The following is a 12,901-nucleotide window of genomic DNA, read 5'->3' on the forward strand; positions in this document are numbered from 1 at the left end:
TGCCGTTCAGTTAGACGTAGGTAGAAAACATTGCCGCCACAAGATCTACTTATCCGCGCAGCCAGAGAAGCTGACCTTCCTTCCTTGATCGCCCTCTTCGCCGCCGATGCTCTCGGCGGTCACGGCGACACGACCGATCCCGCCGCATATGAAGACTACCTCCGCGCCTTTCGCACGATCCAATCCTCGCCAGATCAAACACTCTATGTCGCCGAGTTCCGCGGCGAGGTCGTCGGTACATTCCAGACCATGATCACGACATCGCTGACCGGCCGCGGTTCTTCCTCGATGATCATCGAGGCGGTTCAGACGCGCTCGGATCTGCGCGGACAGGGGATTGGTGCCGCGATGATCAATTTTTGCATTGCCGAGGCAAAAAGCCGCGGCATGCGGTTGGTGCAACTGACGTCGAATGCTCTTCGCAAGGATGCCCATCGCTTCTATGAGAGATTGGGTTTCAAGCCGAGCCATCTTGGCTTCAAGATGGCTTTGAAATGACCGCTTTTCCCGCTGGAATCACTGGACAAGGCGGCATAGTGGCGGCATAAGCGAGGGATCGAATTCTGGTTTCGCACGCACTCCCAGCGGGCATAAGGAAAAGACATGTGGAATTTACTCGTACAAACCTTCACCTGGTGGAATGGTCAGACGATGGGCACCCGCTTTGCGACCTGGCGGTTCGGCAAGCGCGTCGGCGAGGATGAATTCGGCAATGTCTACTATGAGGGCGGCACGTCGTCCTACGGTCTTCCGAAGCGCTGGGTGATCTACAAGGGTTATGCCGAAGCTTCCGCCATTCCTCCGGGCTGGCACGGCTGGATGCACCACCGCACCGACGTTCCGCCGACCAAGGACAACTACGTTGCCAAGGAATGGCAGAAGGCGCATCGCGCCAATCCGACTGGCTCGCCGCAGGCCTATCGCCCGCCGGGCTCGTTGGCCGTTGCCGGCGAACGTCCGCGCGTGACCGGCGACTACGACGCCTGGACGCCGGGCAACTGAGCACGGAAGGCCGGCCCGTCCTTTGGCCACAATTGGCCTTTAGAGTAGTTCCAGGAAAAGTGCGAAGCGGTTTTCCGTCCGGAATGCGTAAAAAAACAAAAAGATAGAGCGGGGAAAGCGATTCCAGGGAACGCTGATCCGCTCTTGGCGCAGAACATGCCGGCTCGTGCTCGGCGCTTTGACCGAGACCAAGCGGAGATTGGCGGATATGACGTTTTTCACGCGGAGCGCTTCTTTGCGTGCGATATCGGGAGTGGCGCTTGCCCTTGCTGCGGGCGCTGTCTTGCCGCCGTCTGCAGAGGCTGCCCGCATCTCCAACCCCGTCGCCGTTTTCTCCGGCCTCGACAAGATCACCGGCCGCATCACCACGTTCGATGTCTACATCAACGAGACCGTGCAGTTCGGCGCGCTGCAGGTGACGCCGAAGGCCTGCTATTCGCGTGACGATACCGAGCAGCAGAAGGTCGACGGTTTCGTCGAGGTGGACGAGATCACCCTCGACCGCCGCATCCGCCGCATCTTCACCGGCTGGATGTTTGCCGACAGCCCAGGCCTCAACGCCGTCGAACATCCGATCTATGACGTCTGGCTGAAAGAGTGCAAGCAGAAGTCGGATATCCCGCCGCCGGACAGCGCCGGCGCCAAGTAAAACGCTTCTCTCCAAATATCGCAAAGCGGCAAGATTGGCTCACGAAGGCAACACCGTCGCGAGCAATCCTGTGGCAATCCGCTCAGCCGTCCTTCCTGCCCAAAGCAGCTACTTTCCAAATCGAATGCCGGTCGGTGTCGTCGGAGAGATCGATGACGATGCGCGAGCCGTCTTTGATCCTTCGCCGCATGGCATCGGCGCGATCCGGATGGATCAGAAGTTTTGCGCCGTGGTTCAGCGCCTGTAGCCGGGAGCGTGAGATGCTGAGTTCGGACGCAAGCAAGCGGTCGAGGCGGGAGTTGAAAGGAAGCGCAACCGCCAGACCAATTTCCAGCATCGTCCAGCCATCCGGTTCGTTCAACGCCTCTTTCTCGATATCTGCATCGGCAAATTCGTCGACGCGTTGAGCCTTGCGCCGCAGCCCGTTGAGATCGAATTCCCAGGCCCGTATCCAGTCGGGATCGTTGCCCTGCAGTGCTTCCAGAACAAGAGGATTGAGATCACGAATCGCCTGACGCTCAAAGAGCGTTCGGTTCCATGTCTTATCGCAATCCACGCATTTATAGACGAGCCAGGCATCGAGCTTCTTGCCGTTGGCGTTGAGCCGGACCCTGCCGCTCGACTTAAAAGGCTTGAGGCATCCGCATCCGCTGCAGGCGATCCATGGCTGAGGGGCAGTTCGAGGATTGATGGTCCATCGGACCTGGAGAATATTGCACATACCGTCTTGGTCTTCCGTTCGGAAGTTCACCAAGTTGGCGGTAAGACAAGCCCACTACGGGCGCGGCGTGGCGATGTTTCGGACGGCTGAAGAACTGAGACAGCAATGGCTGCGCATGGCGCATTTCAACAATGCCAAACCGGTCTCAGGCCACCACCCGATGAACATGATCATACGTCCGGCAGCGATGACGCTGGCCTGACATACAGGGTGAAACTGGATGAGACCGGTATTTACGACGGCAAAGTGGAACCTCGATGCACCAACGCTCTTCAGGCGAGCATTAGCAGATAAAAACGCGGATTTGAAGCCGTTGGCGCCCCGGAAAGCCTATGGCGCTTTCAGCGCGCGCCAGACGGCCGGAGCCGTTCTCAGGCGTCGGTACTTTTATCCCGGCGAAACGCACCAAGGATCTTTCGCCCTATGGCAGCAATCCCGGCGACAACGACGATCAGCCCTTTTTTCAACGCCAGCAGCGCTACGCCGAAGCTCTTGAAGAAGCCGAGGACGACCGCCAGGAAGCCGAGCTTTGCGGCGATCTTCACGCCGGCGCCGGCGGCGATCATACCCGCCATGCTGTAGGCAGCGATCTTGTCGCCGTTGACAAAGTCGGCATAGCGCTTGCCGCTGTCATATTGCACGGCGTTGATGACATTCGGGATGGCATTGTTGATGTCTTGCAACTGGTTGAGGCCGGCCACGAAATCGAGTTCCATGACGCCTTCGCGACCGAGCACGCGCACCGAATAGTTCAGCGTATGCAGACCATTGGTGTCCTTGCCGAAGACAAGGTCGCGGGCCCAGTGAAGCGCATGGGTCGCCTTGTCGTAGTGCGGCGGCTCGGCCCAGCCGACCAGAGTGATCGGAGCGTAGCCTTGCTGCTCGCGTTCGGGATTTTGTTCCTTGATCCCATCCTGGATTTGCTTCAGCAGGGCGTTATAGTCTGTCGACGCGGCGTCATCGTCGGAGACATGGCCGCTGCCATCATATTCGACGACCGCACCCCAGGTGCGCGGATCAATCGGCGCATATTTCGCTGGGAAGATCATGCCGAGCGTACCTTCGGCCGCGCTGGCCGGATTACCCCAGAGCTGAACCAGCACTTTGCGCGTATCTTCCGGATTGAGATAGTAGAGCTGGTCAGAGACATTCAGCATCGCGTCGGCGCCGGGCAATTTGATCGGTCCCTGCTGAAAATCGATGGTCTTCAGCACGGCTCCTCTGCCGCTCTCCGGAGCGTCGGTGCCGAACATGTCGTGAAAGGATTTGGCGTTGGCCTGCGTTGCGGCCAATGCGGCGAGAAATACGATTGCAAGATATTTTTTCAAGATACTACCCCCGGCTGTTGTGCCGAACGTAGCGGATTCTTGATTTAAATCAATGTATGTATGGGGGTTCTCAACTGCCGGTGAAGCTCAGATTGGGCGATTCCATCGCTTTCTCAAGCATCCTGGCATATTGATCCTTCGGCACGTCGATTGCGCCGAATGTCCTCAAATGCTCGGTGGTGAATTGAGTATCGAGGAGAGTGAAGCCACGCTGCTTGAGGCGCTCGACGAGATAGACGAGACAGATCTTCGAGGCGTCCGTGCGGCGTGAGAACATGCTCTCCCCGAAGAAGGCCGAACCCAGCGATACGCCGTAGAGCCCGCCAACCAGTTTGCTACCCTCCCAGGCCTCGACGGAGTGGGCGTGGCCGATATGGTTCAGGGTCGAATAGAGCGACTTGATGGTCTTGTTGATCCAGGTGCTTGGCCGACCGCTGGTCTGCTCGGCACAGGCGGCAATGACCGCGTCGAAATCCGTGTTGAACCTGATATCGAAGGGCTTGTGGCGGATGGTCTTCGCCAGGCTTTTCGAAACGTGGAAGGTGTTGAGCGGCAGCACGCCGCGCAGTTCCGGTTCGACCCAGAAGATTTCCGGATCGTCAGCCGATTCCGCCATCGGGAAGAGACCGATGGAATAGGCGCGCAGCAGAATCTCAGGAGTAATGCCCGGATTTCTGCCGCGCGGTCCTGCCATAGGTCAAGCCGAGCCTTTCGCCAGATAGTCTTCCAGCCAATGGATATCATAGTCGCCATTGGCGATATCCTGATTGGAAACCAGATCCTGGAACAGAGGCAGAGTGGTTTTGATGCCATCGACCACGAACTCATCGAGCGCGCGGCGCAGGCGCATCATGCATTCGACGCGGGTGCGGCCATGCACGATCAGCTTGCCGATCAGGCTGTCGTAGTAGGGCGGAATTCTGTAGCCCTGATAGGCGCCAGAATCGATGCGCACGCCAAGGCCACCCGGCGCATGGAAATGCGTGATCGTACCGGGGGAGGGCACGAAAGTGCGTGCGTCCTCGGCATTGATGCGGCATTCGATGGCGTGGCCGTGGAAATGCACGTCCTCTTGTGTCACGGAAAGACCGCCGCCCGAGGCGACGCGAATCTGCTCATGCACGAGATCGATGCCGGTGATCGCTTCCGTGACCGGATGCTCGACCTGCAGGCGGGTGTTCATTTCGATGAAATAGAACTCGCCGTTTTCATAGAGGAACTCGATCGTGCCGGCGCCGCGATACTTGAGCTTCCTCATGGCGTCGGCGCAGATCTGGCCGATCTTCATGCGTTGCTCGACGTTGAGCGCCGGTGAATTGGCTTCTTCCCAGACCTTCTGGTGGCGGCGCTGCAGCGAGCAGTCGCGCTCTCCGAGATGCACGGCATTGCCTTCGCCATCGCCGAACACCTGGATTTCGATGTGGCGCGGCTTGCCGAGATATTTTTCCATATAGACGGATTCATTGCCGAAGGCGGCTGCGGCTTCGGTGCGTGCCGTCGACCAGGCTTCGAGGACATCCGCTTCCGTACGTGCCACTTTCATGCCGCGTCCGCCGCCGCCAGCGGTTGCCTTGATCAGCACGGGATAGCCGATTTCCTTGGCGGTCCTCAGCGCGTCCGCCTCGGTCTTCACTTCGCCGTCCGAGCCGGGAACGACGGGAATACCGAGCTGCTGCGCAGTCGTCTTGGCGGTGATCTTGTCGCCCATGATGCGGATATGATCCGCCGTCGGGCCGATGAAGGTGATGCCATGTGCTTCGAGAATGTCGGCGAACTTGGCGTTCTCCGACAGGAACCCATAGCCCGGATGAACGGCGTCGGCACCGGTGATCTCGCAGGCCGCGACGATCTGGTGGATGTTGAGATAGCTTTCGCGCGACGGCGGCGGGCCGATGCACACGCTTTCATCCGCCAGGCGCACATGCATAGCGTCGGCGTCGGCGGTCGAATGCACCGCAACACTCGCAATGCCGAGCTCCTTGCAGGCGCGCAGCACACGAAGGGCGATCTCTCCGCGATTGGCTATGAGAATCTTCGAAATCATGGGCATAGGGTTTACTCGATGACGACCAGGGCTTCGCCGTATTCGACCGGGCGTCCGTCCTGAATGAGGATTTCGGTCACAATACCGGACTTTGGCGCGGGAATCTGGTTCATCGTCTTCATCGCTTCGATGATGAGCAGCGTCTGGCCTTCCTTGACGGAGGCGCCGATCTCGATGAAAGCGGCAGCGCCTGGAGCGGGTGCCATGTAGACCGTACCCACCATCGGTGCGCTGACGACGTTATCCGGATTGCGCGACTTGCCGGCAGGCGCGGCGGCTGCAGCGGGAGCGGCGGCGACAGGAGCTGCTGCGGCATAGGCAGGTGCTGCGATCGGTGCCTGAACATATTGAGTCGTGCCGGCGCGCGATACGCGGATGCGCAGATCTTCCTGCTCGACTTCGATCTCGGTCAGATCGGTCTCATTGAGAATATTGGCGAGGTCGCGGATCAGCGCCTGGTCGATACCCATTTTCTTATCAGCCATGGATGTTTTGCCCTGTATTCTTGTTATTGGGTGATGGATTTCAGCGCGTGCAGCGCCAGGATGTAACTGTAGGGTCCAAAACCGCAGATCATGCCCTTGGCGGCGGGCGCGATCATCGATTTGTGCCGGAATTCTTCGCGTGCGTGGATATTGGAGATGTGAACCTCCACCACCGGAATGGAAATGGCGCGGATCGCGTCATGAAGCGCGATCGACGTATGGCCATAGGCGCCGGGGTTTATCGCGATGCCGGCAGCGACGTCTGCCGCTTCGTGCATCCAATCGACAAGCACGCCTTCATGGTTGCTCTGCCGAAAGTCGATCACAAAGCCAAGGCTTTCGCCCACGGTTTTGCAGTCGGCTTCGATATCCTTGAGCGTCTTGCCGCCATAGATGCCCGGCTCGCGCTTGCCGAGGGCATTCAAATTGGGTCCATTCAGGACAAAAATGGTTTGCGCCATCAGAGGTTCCGTCAAAGTGCAGCGCAACCTATAGACTCCCGAGGGCCTATAGGAAAGCCCCCAGGACGTAGGTTGCGCGTGTCTAGGTGTGGAAACGCCCGGATTTTGGCGATTTTACGCATAACCCCAAAATCGGTTCGGCTTCGAAAAGGCTTGTGCAGCTTCCGAAGCGCCACTGTGTCCCTTACGCGTCCGGAAAGATGCGCGCCTCAGTGATCGCCACTATTTAGCAGGTGGTCTTGCCGCAACTGCGGACATTGGAGATCTTCTGCTGAATGGCCTCGAGGCCGATCGCGCCGGAGATTGTCTCGTTGCCGATGACATAGGCCGGCGTGCCGGTGACGTTGAGATCGGAGGCGAGTTGGTACGTGGCCTTGACCGAATCATTGTTCGGGCTCTTGGCCATTTCGGCGCGGATTGCCGCTTCGGTGACGCCAAGCGAGGTCGCAACTTCCATGGCGCTGTCTTCCGAGGCGCGGCCGTCGCTGCCAAGCAGCGTATGATGGAATTCGGCATATTTTTCCGGCGCCAGCTTGCGGAAAGCGTCGGAGACCCTAGCCGCGGCAACCGAATCCGGTCCGAGGATCGGGAATTCCTTCAGCACGAAACGCACGTTTGAGTCTTGCTTCAGCAGCGCGTCCATGTCGGGGAGTGCATGGCGGCAATAGGTGCAATTATAATCGAAGAACTCGACGACGGTGACATCGCCCTTCGGATTGCCGATCGTGACGTCATCCTTGGAATTGAAGATGGCATCCTTGTTTTGGGCGACAGCCTGGGCGGACTGAGCGATGCGCTGCTCATCCTGCTTCTTCTCAAGTGCCGCCTGTGCGTCCAAGAGAACTTCCGGATGCGCGACGAGATATTCCTTGATGAACTCTCCGAATTCCTTTTTCTGCTGGTCATCCAGCGCGGCGGCGGGCTGGACCATGGCGAGCGACGCGGCAATGGCGATCGCTGAAGCCGCCAGCAGGGTTTTGGAAAAAAGGGTCATCGGGTCCTCGTTTAAGTAGGTGCTGAGACTCATCGTCCGGTTCGGGATATCACCGCGAGGTTAAAATCCACAAATGTGTTTCGGCAATTTACGGTGCATGTGTATTTCCAGAAACAGGAATTTTCACGACAAAGCCGCAATCGCGGGATTGTGAACACGCTAATATTACGGCAATTGTCTGGCTCCAATCCGATCCGAGAAAGAATTGACCTTGTTTTCCTTATCCAAACGCAGTGATGTCGAACCCTTCCACGCCATGGATGTGCTGGCGGAGGCAACGCGTCGGCGTCAGGCGGGACATGCCGTCATCTCGATGGCGGTCGGTCAGCCGTCGCATCCCGCGCCGCAGGCAGCCCTTGAGGCAGCGCGCACGGCACTAGGTCACGGTCGCATCGGTTACACGGAGGCACTTGGCACGCTGGCGCTGAAGCAAGCGCTTGCCGGTCATTACCTTGCTCGTCATGGGCTGACCATCGATCCCATGCGGATCGCGATCACCACCGGTTCGTCCGCCGGCTTCAATCTTGCCTTTCTGACGCTATTCGACCCCGGCGACAGCGTCGCCATCGCAAGGCCCGGCTATCCTGCCTATCGCAATATTCTTGCCGCTCTCGGGCTTGATGTCGTCGAAGTGCCTGTGACCGCCGAGACGCAATTCACGCTGACGCCCGAAAGCCTGGAGGCGGCGCAAGCAGCGAGCGGCAAGCGGCTGAAGGGCGTGTTGCTTGCAAGCCCTGCCAACCCGACCGGCACGGTGACCGGTAGGGCGGCGCTGAAGGCGCTCGCCGACTATTGCGCCGACCGTTCGATCGCCTTCATCTCCGACGAGATCTATCACGGACTGACTTTCGTCGGCGAGGAGACGAGCGCGCTGGAGCTAACCGACGAGGCGATCGTCATCAATTCCTTCTCGAAATATTATTGCATGACTGGCTGGCGCATCGGCTGGATGGTGCTGCCGGGGCGCCTGGTGCGTCCGATCGAGCGCGTCGCCCAGAGCCTTTATATTTCAGCGCCGGAACTCTCGCAGATCGCCGCCACCGCAGCGCTTGGGGCAGGGGCAGAACTGGACGTCTACCGCGAAAGCTATCGCCGCAACCGCGATTTCCTGATGCGCCGTCTGCCCGAAATCGGCTTCTCCATCGCTTCGCCGATGGACGGCGCTTTCTACGCCTATGTCGATGTCAGCCGTTTTACCAACGACAGCATGGCTTTCGCCCGTAAGATGCTGGCCGAAATCAACGTTGCCGCCACACCGGGCCTCGATTTCGATCCGATCGAGGGGCACCGCGTGATGCGTATCTCCTATGCCGGCTCGAACGCAGAGATCGAGGAAGCAGTGGAGCGCATGGCGGCGTGGTTGAAATAGACTCTTAGATCAGAGGTTTGCGGCGGGTTTTGAAAGTATTTTGGAGAGTTGTGGACAAGGTTCGAGGGCGACCGAACCGGGCCGCCCCGTCCTTCGAGGGTCGCTTCGCTCCCGCCTCAGGATGAGGCGGAGCCGGCTTCACGACTTGCTGTAAAGCACCGTAAAGCAAAGGATAACTCGCGGTCGGATGCGAAGGGTTAGCCCTCATCCTGAGGCGGGAGCAAAGCGACCCTCGAAGGACGAGGGCGGGTGTGAGCACCGAAACTCGCGAGAAGGATAAACGACGGAAGAGAAATACCGGTCGTCGACCATACCAGCCTGCGGTCTTCCCAAACAAAAATCCGGCCGCGTTACCACGGCCGGATTTTGTTATTTCGTTCCGAACAGCAGCGTTCAGAAGAAGCCGCGGCGCTGCCACCAACCGGCCTTCTTCGGCTTGGTCGGCTCGCCATCACCATCGCCGCCCTCGCTGGTGCGGGTGGACTTGACCACCGGCTCGGAGGAGGAGACGTTCGACTCGCGGTTGGCGCGAGCCGGCTTGGCTGCTGCCTCGACCGCTTCGGGTTCGGCAGCCGCTACCGGTTCGGCGGCCTTGTCGAGATCGCCGACGACTTCGGCAACTGTTTCGGCTTCGGCTACGGGCGCCTCTTCGGCGATCGGCGCTTCGACAGGCGATGCTTCAGCCTTCGGTTTGCGGCGGCTACGGCTCTTGGCGGGCTTCACGTCTTCGGCGACGACGGCTGCGGTTTCGACAGCCGCCATAGCCGGCTGGCTTTCGACGGCCGCTTCACCTTCGGCGACTGCGATGTCAGCGACGGTCACTGCGACATCGTTTTCGCCGTCATCCTCATCGTCAGCGCCTTCGTCGGAACCGGCTTCACTGCCGGCTGCCAATTCATTGCCTTCGCCGTCGCGATTGCGACGCCCGCCACGCTTGCCGCGGCGACGGCGCTTGCGCTTCTGCTGGCCATCATCGCTGGACGCGGCCGCAGCTTCACTGCTGCCGCTTGCCTCATCCTCTTCGCCCTCATCCGCCTCTTCGTCACCATCTTCGCTGGACGCATCGCCTGACTCGGAAGCAGCCTGGGCGTCACCGCCACGGCCACGACGGCGACGGCGACGCTTGCGCTTGCGGCCACCTTCATTGTTCTCGGAGCGGGCGGTGGGCTGCTGTTCGACAGCAGCGGCCTTTTCCTCGAGCTCTTCATCTTCGTCCTCATCGGCCTCGATGACGATATCATCGTCCTCGTCTTCCGGAATGGCGGCGAAGTTGAACAGGGATTCGATCTTGACCGGATTTTCCACCGGCTCGCCGCGGTCGATCGCGAAATGCTGCGTACCGACGGCGTTGTCCGCACCGATGACGATGGCGACGCCGAAACGGTTTTCGTAGTCGACGATCGTCTGGCGCTTGTGGTTGAGCAGGTAAAGCGCAATGTCCGGCGTCGTCCGCACGGTGATGTCGTGCGTCGTGTTCTTCAGCAGATATTCCTCGATGCCGCGCAGAACATGCAGCGCAACGGAAGACTGCGAGCGCACATGGCCGGTGCCGCCGCAATGCGAGCAGATCTGCGTCGTGCTTTCGAGAACCGAGGCGCGGATGCGCTGGCGCGACATCTCCAGCAGGCCGAAATGCGAGATGCGGCCAACCTGGATGCGAGCCCGGTCGTTCTTCAGGCATTCCTTCAGCTTCTTCTCGACAGCGCGGTTGTTGCGCTTTTCTTCCATGTCGATGAAGTCGATGACGATCAGGCCGGCAAGGTCGCGCAGGCGAAGCTGGCGGGCGATTTCTTCCGCCGCTTCCAGATTGGTCTGCAGCGCGGTGTCTTCGATCGAATGCTCGCGCGTCGAGCGGCCGGAGTTGACATCGATCGAAACCAGAGCTTCCGTCTGGTTCATGATCAGGTAGCCGCCGGAACGCAGCGTCACCTGCGGCTGCAGCATGCGGTCAAGCTGCGCTTCGATGCCGGAGCGCGAGAAGATCGGATGGATGTCGCGATAGGGCTGAACCACCTTGGCATGACTCGGCATCAGCATCTTCATGAAGTCTTTCGCTTCACGATAGCCTTCTTCGCCGGCAACGATGATCTCGCCGATATCCTTATTGTAGAGGTCGCGGATCGAGCGCTTGATCAGGCTGCCTTCTTCGTAGACGAGGCAAGGCGCGGTCGAAGCGAGCGTCAGCGTGCGGACGTTTTCCCACAGGCGCATCAGATATTCGAAGTCGCGCTTGACTTCGACCTTGGTGCGGTTGGCGCCGGCGGTGCGAAGGATGACGCCCATGCCCTGCGGCACTTCGAGCATCTTGGCGATTTCCTTCAGGCGCTTGCGGTCCTGCGGATTGGTGATCTTGCGGGAAATGCCGCCGCCGCGCGCCGTGTTCGGCATCAGAACCGAGTAGCGGCCTGCGAGCGAAAGATAGGTGGTCAGCGCTGCGCCCTTGTTGCCGCGCTCTTCCTTGGCGACCTGCACCAGCAGAATCTGCCGACGCTTGATGACTTCCTGGATGCGATATTGCTTGCGCGGCTTACGCTGCGTGCGGTCCGGAACCTCTTCCATCGCGTCTTCGGCGCCGACGGATTCGATCACTTCTTCTTCCTGGTCGTGATCATCGTCGTCGTCATCGTCATGACGGCGCTTGGAAACATCGACATCCTCGGAGATCGAATCGCTTTCGACCATCGCGGCCATTTCGCCGGACGGTCCTTCTTCATCTTCGCTGGGCGCATCGACCGTTGCGATCGCTTCGGGCGCAGATGCCTCGTCGGCCGGCGCTTCCGCGACAACCTTCTTGCGGCTGCGGCGCGGCTTGGCCTTCTTTGCCGGAGCTTCTTCGGCAGCGGGAGCGGCTACCTCGGAGGCAGCAGCTTCTTCCGCTACAGCGGGTTCTGCTTCAGCCTCGTCCTTGTGGACGATGCCGATGTCGGGCTGTTCCTGCTGGGAAAGATCGAGCGCCGTTTCGACATGTTCGACATCATCGTCGCGGCGATGCTCTTCGGCTTCCGCCTTCAAGAGCGCCTGCCGGTCGGCGAGCGGGATCTGGTAGTAGTCGGGATGGATTTCGGCAAAGGCCAGGAAGCCGTGGCGGTTGCCGCCGTAATCCACAAAAGCCGCCTGCAGCGAGGGCTCAACCCTCGTCACCTTGGCGAGATAGATGTTGCCGCGGATTTGCTTCTTGTGCTGCGACTCGAAGTCAAATTCTTCTATGCGGTTCCCACGAACCACAACGACACGCGTCTCTTCCTCGTGAGACGCATCGATAAGCATTTTGTCTGCCATGTAAGCTGTGCTCCTCGGCGCCGGCATGCGGAAAGGCGCCGACCTGTCGCTAGAACAGGCTGGTTGCACTCCGCCATTGCTGCACCGGATAATGAAAGTCGCGATTGGTTGTTTTGCGATGACAGTGACAGCAGCCAGACAGCAGCCGGGACGTTAGTTCCCCGGGGTCTGTTCACTTCCTGAAAAAGCTGCTGCGGTACCATCCGTAACCAAGCGAGATCGACAATGCCTTAGACCCAACGAACGGGTCCGATGAATGTGCTCTCTAAAGAGCGTTTGGTGGCTCTCCACCGATGAATTTCCCGCGCAAAACCGGAAATTCAGATATCCAGTATAGGGAGCAGAAGTACTGGAGACGGCGGATGACGGCCGCTTATGGCGCCTAGTACTCGAGGCGGCTGCCTTTGCGGCGACTCTATCCCGTCAACACTTCTACCCTAATATGCGTTGTATGTTTTATCTGTCACAATAGCAAGGGGAAAGCCAAGTGTGCCATAATATTGATGGATTCGTCGTATGATGAAGGTGCGGGGACGGCGTTTCCGATTCTTCTCCCGGCACGCCATCAC

Annotated in this window: 13 protein-coding genes; 5 read left to right on the forward strand and 8 right to left on the reverse strand. The window is 59.4% G+C overall.

Features of this window, described 5'->3' with window-relative positions; all coding sequences use genetic code 11:
• Positions 1-30 precede the first annotated feature (30 nt).
• From GGD50_RS03965 to GGD50_RS03975, 3 genes are all read left to right on the forward strand, one after another.
• Entirely contained in the window at positions 31-498 is a 468-nt protein-coding gene (locus GGD50_RS03965) for a GNAT family N-acetyltransferase (RefSeq protein WP_107107778.1), read from the forward strand.
• A 105-nt stretch (positions 499-603) separates the two neighbouring features.
• Positions 604-1,002: an NADH:ubiquinone oxidoreductase subunit NDUFA12 gene (locus tag GGD50_RS03970; RefSeq protein ID WP_107107779.1), complete on the forward strand. Its 399-nt coding sequence runs from the start codon at positions 604-606 to the stop codon at positions 1,000-1,002.
• Positions 1,003-1,210: 208 nt separating this feature from the next.
• Positions 1,211-1,651: a DUF2155 domain-containing protein gene (locus GGD50_RS03975; protein ID WP_107107780.1), complete on the forward strand. Its 441-nt coding sequence runs from the start codon at positions 1,211-1,213 to the stop codon at positions 1,649-1,651.
• 82 nt (positions 1,652-1,733) lie between these two features.
• Here GGD50_RS03975 and GGD50_RS03980 read toward each other — a convergent pair whose 3' ends face one another.
• The gene (locus GGD50_RS03980; protein WP_181316034.1) at positions 1,734-2,372 is read right to left on the reverse strand and encodes a DUF1062 domain-containing protein; all 639 of its coding nucleotides are present in this window, start codon (positions 2,370-2,372) and stop codon (positions 1,734-1,736) included.
• Between the two features lie 34 nt (positions 2,373-2,406).
• Here GGD50_RS03980 and GGD50_RS03985 point away from each other — a divergent pair, with 34 nt between their 5' ends.
• The gene (locus GGD50_RS03985; RefSeq protein WP_181316035.1) at positions 2,407-2,574 is read left to right on the forward strand and encodes a hypothetical protein; all 168 of its coding nucleotides are present in this window, start codon (positions 2,407-2,409) and stop codon (positions 2,572-2,574) included.
• Positions 2,575-2,743: 169 nt separating this feature from the next.
• Here the strand turns inward: GGD50_RS03985 and GGD50_RS03990 are convergent, their stop codons facing one another.
• The 6 genes from GGD50_RS03990 to GGD50_RS04015 all read right to left on the reverse strand — a co-directional run bounded on the left by GGD50_RS03990 (position 2,744) and on the right by GGD50_RS04015 (position 7,684).
• A complete protein-coding gene (locus GGD50_RS03990; protein WP_107107781.1) occupies positions 2,744-3,700 on the reverse strand; it encodes a DUF2167 domain-containing protein in 957 nt (318 codons plus the stop codon).
• Positions 3,701-3,770: 70 nt separating this feature from the next.
• Positions 3,771-4,394, reverse strand: a complete 624-nt coding sequence (aat, locus tag GGD50_RS03995) for a leucyl/phenylalanyl-tRNA--protein transferase (protein WP_107107782.1) — start codon at positions 4,392-4,394, stop codon at positions 3,771-3,773.
• 3 nt (positions 4,395-4,397) lie between these two features.
• Positions 4,398-5,750, reverse strand: a complete 1,353-nt coding sequence (gene accC, locus GGD50_RS04000) for an acetyl-CoA carboxylase biotin carboxylase subunit (protein WP_181316036.1) — start codon at positions 5,748-5,750, stop codon at positions 4,398-4,400.
• A 5-nt stretch (positions 5,751-5,755) separates the two neighbouring features.
• The gene (accB, locus tag GGD50_RS04005; protein ID WP_107107783.1) at positions 5,756-6,229 is read right to left on the reverse strand and encodes an acetyl-CoA carboxylase biotin carboxyl carrier protein; all 474 of its coding nucleotides are present in this window, start codon (positions 6,227-6,229) and stop codon (positions 5,756-5,758) included.
• Between the two features lie 23 nt (positions 6,230-6,252).
• The gene (gene aroQ, locus GGD50_RS04010; RefSeq protein ID WP_107107784.1) at positions 6,253-6,690 is read right to left on the reverse strand and encodes a type II 3-dehydroquinate dehydratase; all 438 of its coding nucleotides are present in this window, start codon (positions 6,688-6,690) and stop codon (positions 6,253-6,255) included.
• 226 nt (positions 6,691-6,916) lie between these two features.
• Complete coding sequence (locus GGD50_RS04015) at positions 6,917-7,684, reverse strand: DsbA family protein (protein ID WP_107107785.1); 768 nt, start codon at positions 7,682-7,684, stop codon at positions 6,917-6,919.
• Between the two features lie 211 nt (positions 7,685-7,895).
• Here GGD50_RS04015 and GGD50_RS04020 point away from each other — a divergent pair, with 211 nt between their 5' ends.
• Entirely contained in the window at positions 7,896-9,053 is a 1,158-nt protein-coding gene (locus GGD50_RS04020) for a pyridoxal phosphate-dependent aminotransferase (RefSeq protein WP_107108124.1), read from the forward strand.
• 393 nt (positions 9,054-9,446) lie between these two features.
• On the opposite strand, the gene GGD50_RS04025 is transcribed toward GGD50_RS04020, so the two are convergent.
• Positions 9,447-12,332: an Rne/Rng family ribonuclease gene (locus GGD50_RS04025; protein WP_107107786.1), complete on the reverse strand. Its 2,886-nt coding sequence runs from the start codon at positions 12,330-12,332 to the stop codon at positions 9,447-9,449.
• Positions 12,333-12,901 lie beyond the last annotated feature (569 nt).

The organism is Martinezella paranaensis (genome assembly GCF_014200235.1).
GTDB classification, from domain to species: domain Bacteria; phylum Pseudomonadota; class Alphaproteobacteria; order Rhizobiales; family Rhizobiaceae; genus Rhizobium; species Rhizobium paranaense.